The sequence below is a fragment of the Sandaracinobacter neustonicus genome, from assembly GCF_006385875.1.
GTDB classification, from domain to species: domain Bacteria; phylum Pseudomonadota; class Alphaproteobacteria; order Sphingomonadales; family Sphingomonadaceae; genus Sandaracinobacteroides; species Sandaracinobacteroides neustonicus.
In genome coordinates, this window is record NZ_VFSU01000024.1 from 121,151 (window position 1) to 138,673 (window position 17,523).

Genomic DNA, 17,523 nt, shown 5'->3' on the forward strand with positions numbered 1-17,523 from the left:
ATAAGGAGAGGGAGGTTTATGCCGGAGCTGAAGGGGAAGGTGATCGCCGTTACGGGCGCGGGCAGTGGCATCGGCCGGGCGCTGGCGCTGGGTCTGGCGCGGCGCGGGGCGACCGTGGCGCTGGCAGACAAGGATGCGGCAGGGCTGGCGGAAACCGCGCGGCTGCTGGGCAATTATCCGCACAGTTTGAAGGCGTTCGACGTAACCGACCACACCGCGCTGAAGGGCTGGATCGATGGTGCGGCGGCCGAATTCGGCGGACTGGATGGGATCATCAACAACGCCGGGCTGTCCGTTGTTGCGCCGTTCGCGGATTGCCCGCGCGAGGATTTCGACCGGGTGATGGCGGTGAATTTCGATGCCGTGGTGGAAGGCTGTCGGCAGGCCTTGCCGCATGTCCGGGCGAGAGCGGCGGGTGGAAAGCCCGGCTGGATCGTCAATATTTCCAGCGTGTTCGGCATGATGGGATATCCCACGCAAAGCGCCTACAACGCCTCCAAATTCGCCGTGCGCGGGCTGACGGAGGCACTGCATCTGGAACTGGCCGTCACTGATCCCAGCATCAACGTCATCCGCGTGCATCCGGGCGGCATCAAGACGAACGTGGCGCGCAACGCTAAGGTGATCGCCACCATGCCCGGCACGGACAGCGCGCTGGACAATGGCGAGGAGTTCGAGAAAGCCGCCCGCACAACCCCTGAACAGGCAGCCGAAACCATCATCAGCGGCATGGAGCGCGGCCAGCACCGGGTGCTGATCGGCCCGGACGCGCGCTTTATCGACTGGATGGTGCGGCTGTTCCCGGTGAGCTACTGGAAGCGGATCGGTGCGTTCCTTGGCGGCGCGAGCCGCAACGACTGACGCATTGATTTTTCCGCCCGCCTGTCCATCTGGAGAGCCATGAACCAGACCAAGACTTTCATGCTGATGGCCGCCATGGTCGCCCTGTTCATGGGGCTGGGCTTCCTGATCGGCGGCCGCCCGGGCATGACGATTGCGCTGCTGTTCGGGCTTGGCACCAACATCTTCGCCTGGTGGAACAGCGACAAGATGGTGTTGCGCATGCACAATGCGCAGGAAGTGGGGCCGGACCATCCGTTGCACCAGATCGTGGCCCCGCTGGCCGCCCGCGCGGAGCTGCCGATGCCGCGCGTTTACATGGTGGAACAGGATCAGCCCAATGCGTTCGCCACCGGGCGCAACCCGGAAAATGCCGCTGTTGCAGCCACTTCCGGGCTGATGCGCACGCTGGACCGCGACGAGATCGCCGCCGTGATGGCGCATGAACTGGCGCATGTGAAGAACCGTGACACGCTGTTGATGACGATGACGGCGACGCTGGCGGGGGCGATTTCCATGCTGGGGAATTTCGCCTTTTTCTTCGGCGGCAACCGGGGCAATGGCCAGTCCAACGCGCTGGTGGCGCTGGTGGCGATGATCGTGGCCCCCATCGCGGCGGCCATTGTGCAGATGGCGATCAGCCGCACGCGCGAATATGGCGCGGATGCCGTGGGCGCGGATATTTCGGGCCAGCCGCTGAAGCTGGCCTCTGCACTGGGGAAGCTGCAAGGCGCGGCGCAGCGGATTCCCAATCCTGTCGCGGAAGCCAATCCGGCTGCGGCCTCTTTGTATATCGTGAACCCCGGCCTTGGCGGCGTGCGCGACAATCTGTTCAGCACCCACCCGGCAGCGGAAAACCGCATCGCCGCGCTGGAGGCAATGGCGGGCAGCGCCTTGCCAGAAATCGGCGGAAGTGGCGGTGACCCTTGGCCCGTGCGTGACAGTGCGCGCAAGCCGAGCGCCTTGGGGCTTCCCAAGTCCGCACCGCCGAAGGGGCCGCGCAATCCCTGGGCCTGACCGCGCGCGGCAGGCAGCGGAGGTGCCGGGGCTGGAAGCCCGGCGCGCCGCCGTGCGGCTTGTGCATGCAATTACCGTGCTGGGGCGTCCGCTGGACGGCCAGCTTGAATCCGCGCTGAAAGGGCTTGGGCCCAGCGACCGGGGGCTGGCGCGGGCGCTGACGGGGGGCGTGCTGCGCAACCTGCCGGGGCTGGATTCGCTGATCGACGGCGCGACGCGCCTGCCGCTGCCGACGGACGCGCGGGCGCGGATGGTGCTGCGGGTGGCGCTGGCCGGGCTGCTGCTGCTGGAAACACCGCCGCATGCCGCGATTGCCACGGCCTTGCCGCTGCTGGAGGGCGGGCCGCGTCGGCTGGTGCATGGGGTGCTCTCCACCCTGATCCGCGAGCGGGCGAAGCTGCCGCCGCCATCGCTGCCCGGCAAATGGGCGGCGCGCTGGACGGACAGCTGGGGGGCGGACGAAGCCGCAGCCGCAGCGGAGCGGCTGGGGGAAATCCCGCCGACGGACCTCTGTCTGCGCGATGCCACGGCCACGGCGGACTGGTGCGCGCGGCTGGGCGGAAGCTCGCTGATGCCCGGCCATGTGCGGCTGGAAGGCTCGCAGCAGGTGGAGGCGCTGCCGGGCTTCGCGGACGGGGCGTGGTGGGTGCAGGATATCGCCGCCAGCCTGCCTGCGCGGCTGCTGGGCGATGTGGCGGGCCTGCGTGTGCTGGATATGTGCGCCGCGCCGGGCGGCAAGACCATGCAGCTGGCCGCCGCCGGGGCGGAGGTGACGGCGCTGGATATCAGCGGCCCCCGGCTGAAGCGGCTGAAGGCCAATCTGCAGCGCACCGGGCTGACGGCCGCCGTGGTGGAGGCGGATGCGAAGCAATGGGAGCCGGATGCGCCGTTCGACGCCATCCTGCTGGACGCGCCCTGTTCGGCGACCGGCACATTCCGGCGGCATCCTGACCTGTTGTATTTGAAAGACGATCTGGATCTGGGCGCGTTGACGGCCTTGCAGCAGGCGCTGCTGGCGCGTGCGGCCACATGGCTGAAGCCCGGCGGACGGCTGGTTTATGCCGTCTGTTCGCTGGAACCCGCGGAAGGGGAGGGGGAGACCCCTCCCGCGGGTTTGCTGCCAGACCCTGTTGGGCCGGGCGAACTCCCGGCCGGGCTGCTGCCCGAGTCCGGGGGTGCCGTCCGCACCCGCCCCTCTGTTTGGGGGGCAAAGGGCGGGGCGGACGGCTTCTTTATGTCACGCTGGCGAGCGCCAGCGTAACGAATGCCTCAGCGGCAGCGGGCGCTGCCCTTGGCGATTTCGTTGCCCAGCACCGCGCCCAGCGTTCCGCCGATCACGCTGCCCAGCGTTTTGTCGCCCTGCTTGGCGATCATGTTGCCCAGCGTGCCGCCGGCCAGCGCGCCGACGACAAGGCCGGTGGTGCCATCCTGCCGGCGGCAATGCACCTGCCCGTTCGAACCCCACCAATAGGGCTGCGAGCCTTGCACCGTCGCGCCGCGATAGGTGGGATAGCGGTTGTTATAGCTGTTGCCATAGACGGGCTGCTGCCAGCCGTAATTGCCGCGATACTGCTGGCGCTGATCGCGGCGGTTTTCCGCGCGCCAGCCATCACGATAGCCTTGATAATAGGCTTGATTCTGCTGATAGCTGTTGCTGCGCGAGCGGCGGTCGTCATGGCGGTGCGGCCTGTCATCGCGCCATTCGCGACGATCATCGTCGCGATCCCAGCGGCTGTCGGCCAGCGCGGGCGCACCCAATCCCAGGGTCGCGAGCGTTGCGGCGGTCACTGCAAGTCCGGTTTTCATGGCGGCCTGTCCTCCAAGTGGTGATGATGTTTTCAACCACGGCGGCTTGCAACAAGCTGAAGTCTCCGTTCATCCGAGAGACAGGCCGGATCGGCCCTGCTAATCCGCGCTTATGACCCGGATTCGTCGCGCCATCCCCTCCGCCGCCGCCATTGCCGCCGGTGCCGTGCTTGGCGTCTATTTCGCGGGTCCCGCGCTGGGGGCCGGGCCGGTGACGCCGATCGAGGTGCAGGCGAAGGCCATCCCGCTGAGCAACGCCGATCCGGCGCAGGATCGGGTGGGGCGGCTGCGCTACATGGGCGGGCTGGTGCTGAGCGCGAACAACATGCGCTTTGGCGGCATTTCCGACATGCTGTGGGAGCCGGAGTGCAACCGGCTGCTGGCCGTGACAGACGCCGGAAGCTGGGTGATTCTGGAGCCGCGTGAGCAGGACGGGCGGCTGACCGGCGTTTCCGCAGGCTGGATTGCGCCGATCAAGGGGCCGGACGGGATGCCGCCGGTGACCAAAAGCGGGGCCGATGCGGAAGGGGTGACGCGGACGACCGACGGTCGCACATGGGTGAGCTATGAGCAGGCGCACCGGTTGGAGCGGTTCGCGGATGTGTCGGGCTGTCGCCCCGAATCGCTCGATTCCACGCCGGACCGGCGCTGGGTGCTGCCCGCGATGGCCGGCTGGCCTGAGAATGGCGGCGCGGAAGCGATTGCGGCGGACAATGGGCGGGTGGTGATTCTGGCCGAGGAAGTGAGCGGACCGGGCGGCGGGATACTGGGGCTTTCGGCCGACCCGGAAGCCGGGGTGCAACAGTTCGGCTGGCAGGCACCCAAAGGCTATGCCCCCACCGCGATCGGCAGGCTGGACGATGGGGCGGATGGATTCGTGGTGCTGCACCGCCGCTTCACGCCGATCGAGGGGGTGTCCGCGGTGATTTCGCAAGGGCGGATTCCGGCCGATCCGGCGAAGCTGCCCGAACTGGTGCAATCGACAGAACTGGCGCGGCTGCGGCCGCCGCTGAACGTGGACAATATGGAAGCGCTCGCCATCCGCAAGGAGGGCGAGCGCCGCTATCTCTACATCATGTCAGACAACAATTTCAACGCCTTGCAGCGGACCTTGTTGCTGAAGTTCGAGCTTCTGCCAGAGGCTGACGCGAAGCCCTGAAACCTCAGGCGGCTTCGGCCACCTTCTTCGCGACATCGCGCTTCAGCCGACGGGCGCGCAGGCTGAGATCGTCATCGCTGGTCTTCAGCAGCCAGTTGTCCAGACCGCCGACATGCTCGACGGAGCGCAGGCCGTGCGTGGACACGCGCAGACGGACGGAGCGGCCCAGCGCTTCGGACTGGAGCGTCACATTCTGCAGGTTGGGCAGATAGGTGCGCTTCGTCTTGTTGTTGGCGTGGCTGACATTGTGGCCGACCTGACGACCCTTGCCCGTGATCTCGCAAACGCGCGACATAGTATAAGTCCCTTAAGAATGACTCGAAAATGCAGGGGGCGAACTGGAAGGCCCGCCGGAAAAACGAGCGCGCGCCATAGCGGCGGGGCGCTTTCCAGTCAAGCTTTGTGGCCCGGTTCGGGACTGAACCGCTGCCAGCGCAATGGCGGCTGGACCGATGGGATTCAGCATGCCATGAACGCCCACGTGCCGATATTCGCGATCCATTGCATCGACAAGCCCATGCAGCAAGCGCTGCGCGCCGCCACGCGCGCGGAGCATCTGGCCTATCTGGAAAACGCGATCGAGCAGGTCGTGCTGGCCGGGCCGTTGCTGGACGATGAGGGCGGGCCGATCGGATCGATGCTGTTGATGAAGTTCCCGGATCGCAAGGCGGCCGTCAGCTTCGCCGCAGCAGACCCCTATGCGCTGGCCGGGCTGTTTTCCAGCGTGGCGGTGACGGCGTGGCGGCAGGTGCTGCCCAAGTAGGGCTGTGGCAGGTGCTGCCTAGAGTTTCGGGCGATTATGTCCTTTGTTAACCTCTACCACCTTTCCCCCGCTCAGGCTGAGCTTGTCGAAGCCCTATGGAGCATGTCCCCGGCTTAACCGTTGAGCATTCACGTCCGGGGCTTCGACAAGCTCAGCCTGAGCGGGGGAAGGGGCCTCACTCCACCGCCGAGTAAACCATCGTCCGCAGTTGCCGCCTGACCGGCCATGTGGAGGAGGGGATCAGCTGGGTGAGGAACAGCACCGTCATCTCCTCCGCCGGATCGATCCAGAAGAAGGTGGAGGCCGCGCCGCCCCAGAAATAATCGCCGTCATTGCCCGCGATCATCGTCTTGTGCACTGCCGTGGTGGTTGCGAAGCCCAGCCCGAAGCCGACGCCTTCATAGGCAGCCTCCGAAAAGGCCGAGCGCGAGAGCGCCGGGAGATCCTTGCCGCCGGGCAGGTGATTCGCCGTCATCAGCTCCAGAGTCTTGCGGCCCACGAGGCGGGGCGTGCCGGTGCGCAGCGCCTCTGTGAAGCGCAGATAATCATCCGCGCTGGAGATCAGCCCGCCGCCGCCGGAGATGAAGCTGGGCGGGGCGAGGAAGCTGGAGGTTTCGGCCTGATCCTGCACCACGATCCCGCCCTTGGGGCTGGGTTGATAGCAGGTGGTCAGGCGGTGCCCCTGACCTTCGCGCACATGAAAGCCGGTATCCACCATGCCCAGCGGGCGGAAGATACGTTTGGCCAGAAACTCTTCGAAGGGCATGCCCGACACGACCTGCACCAGCCAGCCGACGACATCGGTGGCGACGGAATAGTTCCACCAGTCTCCGGGCGAGAATTCCAGCGGCAGCTGGCCCAGAAGCTCGATCATCCGCTCCAGCGTGATGTCGCCCTTGTCGATCTCCCCCACACCCAGCTGACGGTAGGCGGCATCGACATTGGTGTTCAGCTGGAAGCCATAGGTGAGGCCGGCGGTGTGGCGCATCAGGTCGATCACCAGCATCGGCCGCTTGGGCGCGCCGGTTTTCCAGCCGGTTTTCAGCGTGCCGCTTTCAAAGACCTGCAGATCCTTCCACGCCGGGATATAGCGATGCACCGGATCATCCAGCTGGATGCGGCCTTCTTCCACCAGCATCATCAGCGCGATGGACGTGATGGGCTTCGTCATGGAATAGATTCGGAACAGGCTGTCGGCCTGCAGCGGGCGGGCGGCTGCGACGTCGGCGAAGCCAGCCACGCTTTCAAACAGGATCTCGCCCCGCTGCTGCACCCTGACGATGGTGCCGGGCAGGCGGCCGGTATCAAGATAGGCGGATTTCAGAAAGCCGTCGATCTTCTGAAGGCGGTCCCGGTTGAGCGACATCACTTCCCCTTTGCATGCGGATGCCAATCTCGCGTAGCAGGGCAGGCGGCTTGCGCAAAGGGTGGTTAGCTCAGCGGTAGAGCATCTCGTTTACACCGAGAGGGCCGGGGGTTCGAAACCCTCACCACCCACCAGCCTTTTGGTTGGCGCATCGAATCTGTTGCTGCACTGCAACAGCCCGGCAAAACCCCGCGCACAGATGGCAGGCTTCATGCCACAGCCCCTCAACTGCAACAAAAATGTCATATAAGACGGCCATTGCGGCCCCATTCGGGGCGAACGTCGCCTTCAACATGATTCGCGTTAATCGGGGCTGAATTCAGCCATCAGGCTGTAACTCACTGTGGTTAGTGGACATTCTTTCAACTGCCGAAGGGGTATTCTTCGCATGGCACTTCGTATTTCCTCTCTCGTCTGGGCCGGTCTGCGCCTTGGCGCTTCCGCTTCCATCATCGCGCTGGCCGCCACCTCGGCCTATGCGCAGGAAGTTACCGGCACGATCCGCGGCGATGTGCAGGATGAAAACGGCAACCCGCTTCCCGGTGCCACCGTCACCGTGACGCACGTGCCGTCGGGCACGCGCTCGGTGCAGACGACGGATTCGTCGGGCAGCTTCACTGCCCCCAACCTGCGCGTCGGCGGCCCGTTCGACGTGGAAGTGACGGCCCCCGGCTTCGATCCAGCCAAGGCCACTGTGCCCACCATTCAGGCCGGCGTGCCGCAGCGACTTGCCGTTTCGCTCGTCAGCGAAGGCGCCACCATCGAAGTGACTGCCGCGCGGACGATCTCCTCCATCGCCATCGCCACCGGCCCGGCCACCACGCTGAACGCGCGGGAAATCGCCGGGGTGTCGTCTGTGAACCGCGACATCCGCAACCTCGCCGCGCGCGACCCGATGGTGACGCTGGACCCGACCAACGGCGGGGCCATCTCCATCGCCGGGCAGAACAACCGCTTCAACCGCATCACGGTGGACGGCATCGGCTTCGGCGATCCGTTCGGCCTGGAATCGGGCGGTCTCGCTTCGTCGCGCGGCCCGGTCCCGCTGGACGCCATCGCCGAATTCACGGTTGAAACCGCGCCGGTGGATATCCAGCAAGGCGGCTTCCAGGGCGGTGCCATCAACACCGTGCTGAAATCCGGCGGCAATGATTTCAACATCGGCGGCTTCTTCAGCTACACGGCTGACGAACTGGCCGGCACCCGCGTTCGCGGCGTGCACATTCCGCGTGATTTCGAATCCAAGGTGTATGGCGCGCAGATCACCGGCCCCATCATCAAGGACAAGCTGTTCTTCGCGGTGACGTGGGAACGCCTGCGCGACACCACGCCGTCGCTCGTCGGCCCCACGGGCGAAGGCTTCGCGAACCAACTGCCGATCACCCGCGCGCAGATCGATGCCGTTTCGGGCATCGCAGACACGGTTTACGGCTATGACACGATGGATGTCGCCACGGCCGTGCCGGAAAATGACGACAAGCTCGTCACCAAGATCGACTGGAACGTTACCGACAAGCACCGGCTGGCGCTGACCTACATCTACAACAAGGGCACCATTTTGGCTGGCACCACCGCCGCCAGCCAGGTGACCGCCACCAACCCGACGCTGTCGCTGCAATCGAACAATTACGAACAGGGTTCGATCAACCATTATGGCGTCGCCCAGCTGAACAGCGAATGGTCCGACAGCTTCTCCACGCAGGTCCGCGTGAGCTACAATGACTATAAGCGGATGCAGGTGCCGTATAACGGCCGCGACTTCGGCCAGTTCCAGGTCTGTCTCGATCCGACGAGTCAGGGCACGACCAACGCCACGCTGATCCGTTGCACGGCGACCGTGGGGCAGGTGCAGTTCGGTCCCGATGCCTCGCGTCAGGCAAACGAACTCTATGTGCAGACGCTGGGTCTGGAATTCCAGGGCCGCATTCAGGGCAATGGCCATGATGTGAAGCTGATCGCCGAATACAAGGATCAGAACATCAACAACCTGTTCGCCCAGAACGTCTCGGGCGTGTGGTATTTCGACTCCGTCGCCGATCTGCAGGCGAAGCGGGCGAACCAGCTGATCTATTCCACGCCGACCGGCGGCAGCATCGACAGCGCGCGCGCCCTGTTCGACAACAATATGCTGACCTTCGGCATTCAGGACACCTATGACCTGACGCCCGATATCACGCTGATCGCCGGTGTTCGTTACGACCTCTACATGACGAGCGACCGCCCGCAGTTCAATCAGGCGTTTGTTGATCGTTATGGCTTCGCGAACACCTCCACGCTGAGCGGCCGCGACCTAGTGCAGCCGCGCCTCGCTGTTACATGGAATGCGGACGATCGTCTGCGTCTGCGCGGCACCGCCGGCCTTTACGGTGGCGGCAACCCCAATGTGTGGATTTCGAACAATTATTCAAACCCGGGGCCGACGCTGGCGAGCACGCAGATCGACAGGACGCTGACCGGCTTTGCCGTTTCCAACATCACCGGCCTGACGGCGGCGCAGCAGAATGAAATCGGCGCGTCCGTTCTGAACAACGTGTCTGGCGGCACCGGCATTCCGGCGAGCCTGGACACCCTGCTCGCGACGGCCGGGTCCACGCTGGCGGTCACCAACTCGCTGGATCCGAACTTCCAGATTCCGTCGCAATGGCGGCTTTCGGGCAGCGTCGACTATCAGGCGAACCTCGGCCCGCTGGGCGACGGCTGGGATTTCGGCGCCAACGTGATGTGGTCCAAGGTGAAGAACGCGCTGACCTGGAAGGATCTGCGTCTCAGCCCGAACGGCACGCTGCCCGACGGCCGCGTGCGCTATCAGCAACTGACCTCACTGACGGCCAACTCCACGCTGACCGACATGATGCTGACGAACACCAGCCGTGGCTACAGCTGGAACATCGTGGGCAAGTTCAACAAGCGCTGGGATAACGGCATCGCCATCGGCGGCAGCTACACCTTCCAGCGTTCGAAGGATGTGAACCCGGGCACCTCGTCCGTCGCGCTGTCCAACTATAACAACACCGTCAGCGGCACGGACCCGAACGGTTCGGCCTATGGCACTTCCAACTATCAGGTGGACAACAGCTATCGCCTGCGCTTCGCCTATGACACGGAGCTGTTCGGCGACAACAACAGCCGCTTCGAACTGTTCTTCAACAGCCGCGCCGGCCAGCGTTACAGCTATGTGATGGGCGACACGGTGACGTCCGGCCGCTCGCCGGTGTTCGGCACGCTGGGCACCAACTCGCGTCACCTGCTGTATGTGCCGGATGTCTCGTCGGCGACGGCGGACCCGCTGGTGCAATATGCGGCCGGCTTCGACTTCGCGGCGTTCCAGTCGTTCATCCAGAATGGCGACCTGAACAAGTATCAGGGCAGCATCGCTGCGAAGAACATGGCGAGCAGCCCGCGCTGGAACAAGCTGGACCTGCGCATCAGCCAGGAAGTGCCTTTCTTCCTGGGCGGCAAAATCCAGGTCTTCGCGGACATGGAAAACTTCCTGAACATGCTGAACAGCGACTGGGGTTCGCTGCGGCAGGTGGCCTTCCCCTATCGGGCGCAGGTCGTGTCGGTGCAGTGTCTGAACTCCAGCGGCACCGTGATCACCGCGGGCACGATCCAGCAGCCTTGCGTGAAGTATCAATATTCGAACTACCGCACGAACGCCGAGACCGTGTATACCAACTACTCGATCTGGCAGGTTCGTCTGGGCGTCCGGCTGGACTTCAAGGGCCTGTAAGGCGCCTGAAGATGCAAGGGGCGGCTTCCCATACGGGAGGCCGCCCTTTTCTTTGCCCGGCGTTTTTTGACGACTGCGTCCTTTGCAGACAGATATGGTTTGCCTGCCCTTTGCCCCGCTTCCTCTCCCCCGCTCAGGCTGAGCTTGTCGAAGCCCCGGACGCGAAGGCGCAATGGCGGAGCCGGGGCGGGCTGCTCCAAGGGGCTTCGACAAGCTCAGCCTGAGCGGGTGGCGGGTGAGGTTCGCCTGAGCGGGTGGAGGGGGGCTGGGGCAAAAGCCGAACGGCCGACAGGTCTGCAAAGAGTATAATGGCCTTTTCTTTTTGGGCCTCAGCCGCTAGCAGCAGCGCTCCGTTGCCCCTGTGGCGGAATTGGTAGACGCGTCCGACTCAAAATCGGATGCCGCAAGGCTTGCCGGTTCGAGTCCGGCCGGGGGTACCAACGGGACCAGAGGCCAATGGCGATTGCATCCTTTTGCAGCCTGGAATCCTTGCCTAGCCTCCATTCCGCTCAGGCTGAGCTTGTCGAAGCCCCGGACGTGAAAGCAGTATGGCTGAGCCGGGGTGGGCTGCTCCATGGGCTTCGACAGGCTCAGCCTGAGCGGGGGCGGCTCGCCCCCTATGGTTGATCCAGCGCCTGCTGCAAGGCCATCAGGCGCGGGGAGAGCGCTTCGATCAGGCCCTTGGGCACAGCGTCTGCCGCCAGCGACAGTTCCGGCCCCAGCCGTTGCAGGCAATTGCCGTGCAGCCGCGCGCCGTCTGCCGTGCGCGAGACCAGCTTCACACGGCGATCCTTCGGGCTGATCCGAACCTGCGCCAGACCTTCGCGGTGCAGCCGTTTCAGCGTTGTCGTCATCGTCTGCTTGGTGACGCCCAGCGCGGTGGCGAGCGCCTGCGGCGTTCGCGCTCCACCGGCGCGGCCCAGTTCGCCCAGCACGGCCAGCTGCGCCAGCGTAACGGGCGGGGGCAGGGTGCGTTCCACCAGCGCCCGGCCCAGCTGATCGACGGCGGCGATACGGGTGAAAAGCGTGTAGAGCGCCTGTTCAGTTCCTGTCAGCAAATGGCCGCCACCTCCGGCAAGCAGGATGGTTTGCGGGCACAGGGGAGGCAAGTGGCCGGGCGGGCGGATTGATCCGCTTTGAATGGAAAGCGGGGCGGCGGGGGCGTCAGGCCGCCGGGGCAGGCAGGCGGGCCGGATCGAGATCGACGCCGGAAAGCCGCCAGCGCCAGCCGTCGCGGCGGAACAGCAGCCGGGGCGCGGCTTCATTGCCTTCCAGCGCGACTTGGAAGCTGCTGAACCCTTCGCGGCGGATGTCGAGATCGGGCGCGGCCAGCAGCGCGAGGCTTTCCATAACCGGAGAGCCTGCGAGTACGCCGCCATCCCCCATGGCGGTGAACAGCAGCCCCACGGCCTCCGGCGAAACGCTGTTCTCCACCAGCGGATCGACGAAGTTGCGCGCCATGGCGAGGCCCAGCGCCTTCAGCGACGTCTCAGGCGTGGCAGCTGCTTCGGCATCGATGTTCGCCCGCAGTTCCGCCTTCAGGGACTGGCGCAGCGCCGGATAATCGACATGATCGGAAAAGCCCTGCGCATCGCCGGACAGCGCCGCGCCCTGCATCGCGTTCAGCGTGAGGCGCAGGGAGGCCGCAACCCAGCCGCCGAACGCCAGCGCGGGAAGCGCGGCGATGGCGGTGGCGGCAACGGTGACGCGGCGAAGCGCAGTGGGGGCAATCTGCATCAAAAGGGTTCGTCCTTGGCCAAAAGTCGCTGGTGGCGGCGGCGTTTGGCTGAACGGGGACGAACCCGCGCTGAACGTCTTATTCAGCTGCCGTCAGGATCAGCGGCGTGCCTTCCAGCGTGCGCTGCACCGGGCATTTGGCAGCGATCTCGATCAGCTTCGCGCGTTGATCTGCCGTCAACGCGTCTCCGCTGAGGAGGATCGTCTTGGTGAACACGTCCTGCCGCGAACTGGACGAATTTGGCCCGCCCTTCTGGTGCGTGAGGGTGACCTCCACCTTTTCCAGCGGCCAGTTCTGCTGCCTTGCATACCAGCGCACCGTCATCGCGGTGCATTCCCCAAGGGCTGAGGCCAGCAGGTCATAGGGGGCGGGGCCAAGGTCTGCGCCGCCCATCTCCGCCGGCTCGTCGCCCAGCAGCGTATGGCCGGAGACGCTGATATCGACGGCGAAGGGGCTACGGCCGTTTTCAACCAGCCGGGCGGTGGTGGGGGCGTCTGTCATCTCAGTTCGTTCCCTTGCGCCACGCGAGGTAGCTTTCCATTTCTGCCCGCAGCGGCTTCGCCAGCAGATAGAGGCCGATGATGTTGGGCACGGCCATCAGGAAATAGACCGAGTCCACGAAATCCACGATCTTGCCCATTTCCAGGATCACGCCCAGCGGCAGGATGCAGCAGAAGGCCAGCTTGATCGCCAGCTCGCGGCGGCGGCCATGGCCCACCAGATACTGGAAGGCCTCCGCCGCATAGAAGCCGTTGGCGATCACCGTGGCATAGGCGAACAGGAACACCGCAACGGCCAGCAGCGCCGGGAACCATGGGGTGATGGTGGCGAAGGCGGCCGTAGCGATCTGCACGCCCTCCAGCCCGCCGTTGGTGGCCGGGTTCCATGTGTCCGCCACCACGAAGGCGATGCCGGTGATGGTGCACATCACCACCGTATCCATGAACGGCTCGATCAGGGCGACGAGGCCTTCGGAGGCCGGGTGCCGGGTTTTCGCCTGCGCGTGCGCGGCGACCGCCGTGCCGAGCCCTGCTTCACAGCTGTAGATGGCGCGGCGCATACCCGTGACGAAGGCCCCCAAGATGCCGCCGAACAGGCTCTGGCTGTTGAACGCTTCGGAAACGATCAGGCCGATGGCGTGCGGCACCCGATCATAGCCGGCCACGAGGATGGCGAGGCAGCCGCCCATGAAAATCACGCTCATCGCCGGGACGAGGATGGAGGTGGCCGACGCGATCCAGCGGATGGAGCCGAGCAGCACCAGCGCCACCATCACCGCGAAGATGATGCCGAACAGCAGCCGGTTGTCGAAGCCCAGCTGTTCCGCAACCGGCGGATAGGCCTGATTCACCTGAAACAGGGACAGCGAGCCGCCGATCATCAGCAGCGCGTAGAACAGCGCCAGCCCGCGCCCCAGCTTCGGCAGGCCGATGGAGGCGAGCCCCCGTTCCAGCGTGATCCACGCGCCGCCACGGATACGGCCGCCGGGCATTTCCTCGCGGAACATCAGCCCCAGAGTGACTTCGGCGCATTTCAGCCCCATCGCGAACAGGCCGATCACGAACATCCAGAAGATCGCGCCCGGCCCGCCCACCGTGAGCGCGACGCCGATGCCCGCGATATTGCCAAGGCCGATGGTGCCCGACAGCGCGGTGGCAAGCGCGGCGAACTGGCTGACTTCGCCCGGCGCTGTCGGATCCCAATATTTGCCGCGCAGGATGCGCCAGCTTTCCGAAAAGCCGCGAATCTGCGGCACGCCCAGCCAGAAGGTGACGAACACCATCGCGAAGGCCAGCCACAGCACGATCAGCTGCACCTCCACCCCGCCGATGGAGACGGTGTAGAAGACGAAGGCGGAGAGCCGGTCGATCCCGGCTTCGATGGTTTCGACGAAGCTCATTGGGCGGCTGCTTGCTCAGGCGTCTGCGCAGGCGGGGCAGCGGGGTCCATCCGCCCCAGCATCCACGGCATGAATGGGTTGGAGCTGACACGCGCCAGCGCGGATGGCGGGATGCCCAGCACGCCGTTTTCCCCGCGCGCGGCCAGCGCGCCGAGCGCCACGCCCTGCCGATCATCCGGCGACGGGTCAGCGCCGTAAAGCCCGTCAGACAAAGGGAAGGGCAAGGCGACATGCCCCAGCGAGTAGAAATCGCGGCGATAGGCGATGCCCAGCGGATAGTCCTGCGGGGTGGTTGCGTCCGGCGCATAGCTGCGCGCCACCGTCTGCGGATCGCCCGGGGCCGCGTTCATCACCAGCGTCAGCGTATAGCGGTGCGGACCGGCGGGGCGCAGCCTGTCGATCGCCGTCTGCGCGCTGTGGCGCACCATGGGGCCGACATAGGCGGCGCGGTTGATATCGAACAGCACCAGTTCCGAGCCGTTGGCGGGCAGGTGGCTGTAAAGCCCCTCCACCACGGCGGGCGCGCTGACGGTGGAATCGACGACCGACTGGAAGGTGAGGATGGGCGGTAGCCGGCCCATGCGGCCGCTGGCACGCGCGGCTTCGATTTTTTCGCCGAGGATCACCGTCATCCGGTGCGATTCCGCCCCGGCGCGCACCGGGAAGCTATTGTATTTGAACGGGTTATATTCAGGTTCTATGCCCAGCCACGCCGCCTTCACAAAGGCCGGGAAGATGGAGGGCATGGCCGCCAGCCCGGCGAAGCGGGCAAAACGGGTAAGGCCGATCATTGGCGAGATCAGCACCACCTTCTGCGGCGCGGCGAGCTTCGGGTTTTCCGTGGCATCCAGCGCGTACATCATCGCCAGCGCCGCGCCGTTGGAATAGCCGACGATGTGCAGCGGCTTGCCGGGTGCCAGCCGCGTGGCTTCCCGCACGGCGAGGCGGGTGGCCGCCTGCCACTGATCCGCACCCGCCTTCGTCAGCCCGGCGGGCACGGTGCCATGGCCGGGGTTGCGGATGGCGACGACGGCCCAGCCGCGCGCTTCATACAGCTTTGCCACATGGCGCAGGCTGTAGGGGCCGTCCGTCAACCCGTGCAGCAGCACCACTGCGCCCGCCGGTTCCCCTTCCGGGCGGAAGGTGAAGCTGCGGTTCCAATCGGTGCGCAGGTGGGCCGAATTCATCGGCGATTCCGCCCAGTAACGGTTCTGCGCGATGCGCTGATCGGCGGGCAGCTTGGCGACGACTTCGCTTTGCACCACCTTGAAGGCGGCGTCTTCGGCTTTCAGCCATGTGGGCCAGTCCATCGCGTCAATCTCGCTGGCGGTGGGTTCGGGCGGCACCACGAGATGCCATGGCTGCAGATCAGGCCCGCGCATGGATTGCACCATGCGAACCAGAAACACCGCAGCCAGAAGCAGCAGCGCACCGACGAAGATGGTTTTGAGAACCCCGAGCACAATCGACATCCGCTATGCCTAGCCGAGACGGGACGGGGCGCAAGCGGCTTTTGCGGAATGCGCCCGGCAGGCCCACCGCGCACCCGCTTGCGGGGCCGGATTTCGGCGATTAGGTTCACCCGGTGTCATGCGTTCGGGGAGGTTCGCAGCCCATGTTGATACGCCTGCTGATGGGGCTGGCGATGCTGTTTGCGGCGGGGGCGGCGCAGGCGGGCTGGCTGGTGGCCGAGACGGCGCATTTCCGCATCTACAGCACGATGAGCGAGAAGCGGCTGCGGCAGGAAGCGGCCGTGCTGGAGGATTATCACCAGTTGCTGGAGCTGCTGACGGGGAGGACTTTTCCCGCCGATGCGCCCAGGCTGGATATCTTTCTGGTGGCTGAGCAGAAGCAGCTTGCAATCGTGCAGCCGGGCGTGGGGAAGAATGTGGCCGGTTTCTACGTTTCCGCGCCGGGCGGGATTTTCGCGGTGGCGACGGAGCCGGACCTCGACAATATATGGTCTGGCGGGCGGGACACGCTGCTGCATGAATATGCGCATCATTTCATGATGCAGATGGGCGGCGGCACCGTGCCGGCCTGGTATCGCGAAGGCTTTGCCGAATATGTGATGACAGCCGCGTTCCGGCCGGACCGGATCGAATATGGCGGCGCGAACCGGGAGCGGTACTGGATCCTGATGAACCTGCCGTGGGAGCCGCTGGAAAAGGTGCTGGCCGGGGCGCGGAACATGGGTTTCGGCAATTTCTATGCGCAAAGCTGGCTGTTGACGCATTATTTGAACCGGGTCGATGGGATGCAGGGGAAGCGCAACGCCTATCTGAAGAAGGTGGCGGAGGGAGGCGATCCGGTGGAGGCGTTCAAAACCGAGGTCGATCCCGATCTGGCGAAGTTTCAGTCCCGCTTGCGCGCCTATATCAACGGCTCCGGTGCCACGCTGTCGCGCTTCAAGCGGACGCCGCCGGAGCCTGCATCCGTGCGGGTGACGGCGCTGCCGAAGGCGGCTGATGGGGCGTTGCTGCCGCTGCTCTCCATGCAAATGCCGCAGAAGGCGGAGGACGATGCGCAAAGCCTTGCGCGGGTGCGCGAAGCGACCGCGCGCACCCCGGACGACCCGTGGGCGAAGCGGGCCGCGGCGATCGCCGAGGCGATCGCCGGAGACGGGGCCGTCGCCGCGCGCACACTGGATGCGCTGTTGATGGAAAGCCCCGACGACGCGGACCTGCTGCGCTGGCGGGCTTCGCTCTACAAGGCGGACCGGCCCGGCGCTTCGCAGGCCGATATCACCGCTGCGCGCAAGCTGCTGGTGCGGGCGTGGAAGGCCGCACCCAACGACTGGCAGGTGCTGTGGGCCTATGGCAACAGCTTCCCGTCGCGCGGCAAGCCGCTGAGCGAGAGCGTGCTGGACGTGCTGTGGAAGGCGGCGGACCTCGCGCCGCAGGTGCAGGCGCTGACGATGAAAACCGGGGTGGAGATGGCGCGTGCGGGCCATTACGAACATGCGGAATCACTGATCGCGCCCAATGTGAACAACCCCCATTCCGGTGGGCCGATGATGTTGGAGCGCAACCTGCTGACGGCATTGCGCTCACGCGACAAGGAGGCGGTGGACGCAGCGCTGCTGGGCCTTTCGATGGGGCAGGGCAACGTGGGCACGGATTAGGCTACATTGGTTCACAGTTGAGGACACGCTTGCGGCTTTCGCCCGCGCGCCGGGATGGTTACGCTGCGTTCACCATGGCC

Annotated in this window: 15 protein-coding genes and 2 tRNA genes; 9 read left to right on the forward strand and 8 right to left on the reverse strand. The window is 65.5% G+C overall.

Annotated elements, in window-relative coordinates:
* The first annotated feature begins 18 nt into the window (after positions 1-18).
* Genes FJQ54_RS09310 through FJQ54_RS09320 form a run of 3 tightly spaced genes read left to right on the forward strand, consistent with a single transcriptional unit; the run spans position 19 to position 3,118 of the window.
* Complete coding sequence (locus FJQ54_RS09310) at positions 19-861, forward strand: SDR family NAD(P)-dependent oxidoreductase (RefSeq protein WP_140928144.1); 843 nt, start codon at positions 19-21, stop codon at positions 859-861.
* Positions 862-900: 39 nt separating this feature from the next.
* Positions 901-1,857 carry a zinc metalloprotease HtpX gene (gene htpX, locus FJQ54_RS09315; protein WP_140928145.1) on the forward strand — a complete coding sequence of 319 codons (957 nt, stop codon included), beginning with the start codon at positions 901-903 and terminating at the stop codon, positions 1,855-1,857.
* Positions 1,844-3,118: an RsmB/NOP family class I SAM-dependent RNA methyltransferase gene (locus tag FJQ54_RS09320; protein ID WP_140928293.1), complete on the forward strand. Its 1,275-nt coding sequence runs from the start codon at positions 1,844-1,846 to the stop codon at positions 3,116-3,118. Before htpX ends, FJQ54_RS09320 begins: the two co-directional genes overlap by 14 nt.
* Before the next feature lie 8 nt (positions 3,119-3,126).
* Here the strand turns inward: FJQ54_RS09320 and FJQ54_RS09325 are convergent, their stop codons facing one another.
* Complete coding sequence (locus FJQ54_RS09325; RefSeq protein WP_140928146.1) at positions 3,127-3,663, reverse strand: glycine zipper 2TM domain-containing protein; 537 nt, start codon at positions 3,661-3,663, stop codon at positions 3,127-3,129.
* 112 nt (positions 3,664-3,775) lie between these two features.
* On the opposite strand from FJQ54_RS09325, the gene FJQ54_RS09330 reads away from it, so the two are divergent.
* A complete protein-coding gene (locus FJQ54_RS09330; protein ID WP_140928147.1) occupies positions 3,776-4,822 on the forward strand; it encodes an esterase-like activity of phytase family protein in 1,047 nt (348 codons plus the stop codon).
* Between the two features lie 4 nt (positions 4,823-4,826).
* Here the strand turns inward: FJQ54_RS09330 and rpmB are convergent, their stop codons facing one another.
* A complete protein-coding gene (rpmB, locus tag FJQ54_RS09335; protein ID WP_140928148.1) occupies positions 4,827-5,117 on the reverse strand; it encodes a 50S ribosomal protein L28 in 291 nt (96 codons plus the stop codon).
* Between the two features lie 174 nt (positions 5,118-5,291).
* Here rpmB and FJQ54_RS09340 point away from each other — a divergent pair, with 174 nt between their 5' ends.
* Positions 5,292-5,585: a YciI family protein gene (locus tag FJQ54_RS09340; RefSeq protein WP_140928149.1), complete on the forward strand. Its 294-nt coding sequence runs from the start codon at positions 5,292-5,294 to the stop codon at positions 5,583-5,585.
* A 175-nt stretch (positions 5,586-5,760) separates the two neighbouring features.
* On the opposite strand, the gene FJQ54_RS09345 is transcribed toward FJQ54_RS09340, so the two are convergent.
* Entirely contained in the window at positions 5,761-6,951 is a 1,191-nt protein-coding gene (locus FJQ54_RS09345; protein WP_140928150.1) for a serine hydrolase domain-containing protein, read from the reverse strand.
* Positions 6,952-7,010: 59 nt separating this feature from the next.
* Between FJQ54_RS09345 and FJQ54_RS09350 the strand changes: the two genes are divergently transcribed.
* The 3 genes from FJQ54_RS09350 (at position 7,011) to FJQ54_RS09360 (ending at position 11,121) form a co-directional block, all read left to right on the forward strand.
* Positions 7,011-7,085: transfer RNA gene (locus FJQ54_RS09350), tRNA-Val, on the forward strand.
* Between the two features lie 254 nt (positions 7,086-7,339).
* Positions 7,340-10,681 carry a TonB-dependent receptor gene (locus FJQ54_RS09355; protein ID WP_140928151.1) on the forward strand — a complete coding sequence of 1,114 codons (3,342 nt, stop codon included), beginning with the start codon at positions 7,340-7,342 and terminating at the stop codon, positions 10,679-10,681.
* Between the two features lie 355 nt (positions 10,682-11,036).
* Positions 11,037-11,121, forward strand: a tRNA-Leu gene (locus FJQ54_RS09360).
* Positions 11,122-11,298: 177 nt separating this feature from the next.
* Here the strand turns inward: FJQ54_RS09360 and FJQ54_RS17490 are convergent.
* The 5 genes from FJQ54_RS17490 to FJQ54_RS09385 all read right to left on the reverse strand — a co-directional run bounded on the left by FJQ54_RS17490 (position 11,299) and on the right by FJQ54_RS09385 (position 15,791).
* A complete protein-coding gene (locus tag FJQ54_RS17490; protein ID WP_181160076.1) occupies positions 11,299-11,739 on the reverse strand; it encodes a MarR family winged helix-turn-helix transcriptional regulator in 441 nt (146 codons plus the stop codon).
* Positions 11,740-11,845: 106 nt separating this feature from the next.
* Positions 11,846-12,418, reverse strand: coding sequence for a DUF2939 domain-containing protein (locus tag FJQ54_RS09370; protein WP_140928153.1), 573 nt, complete (start codon positions 12,416-12,418; stop codon positions 11,846-11,848).
* A gap of 79 nt (positions 12,419-12,497) precedes the next feature.
* Positions 12,498-12,920 (reverse strand): OsmC family protein, encoded by a 423-nt coding sequence (locus tag FJQ54_RS09375; protein WP_140928154.1) that lies wholly within the window; start codon positions 12,918-12,920, stop codon positions 12,498-12,500.
* Position 12,921: 1 nt separating this feature from the next.
* Positions 12,922-14,319, reverse strand: a complete 1,398-nt coding sequence (locus FJQ54_RS09380; protein ID WP_140928155.1) for an alanine/glycine:cation symporter family protein — start codon at positions 14,317-14,319, stop codon at positions 12,922-12,924.
* On the reverse strand, positions 14,316-15,791 hold the full coding sequence (locus FJQ54_RS09385; protein ID WP_140928156.1) for an alpha/beta hydrolase: 1,476 nt from the start codon (positions 15,789-15,791) through the stop codon (positions 14,316-14,318). Before FJQ54_RS09385 ends, FJQ54_RS09380 begins: the two co-directional genes overlap by 4 nt.
* Positions 15,792-15,934: 143 nt before the next feature.
* On the opposite strand from FJQ54_RS09385, the gene FJQ54_RS09390 reads away from it, so the two are divergent.
* Entirely contained in the window at positions 15,935-17,443 is a 1,509-nt protein-coding gene (locus FJQ54_RS09390) for a tetratricopeptide repeat protein (RefSeq protein ID WP_140928157.1), read from the forward strand.
* Positions 17,444-17,523 lie beyond the last annotated feature (80 nt).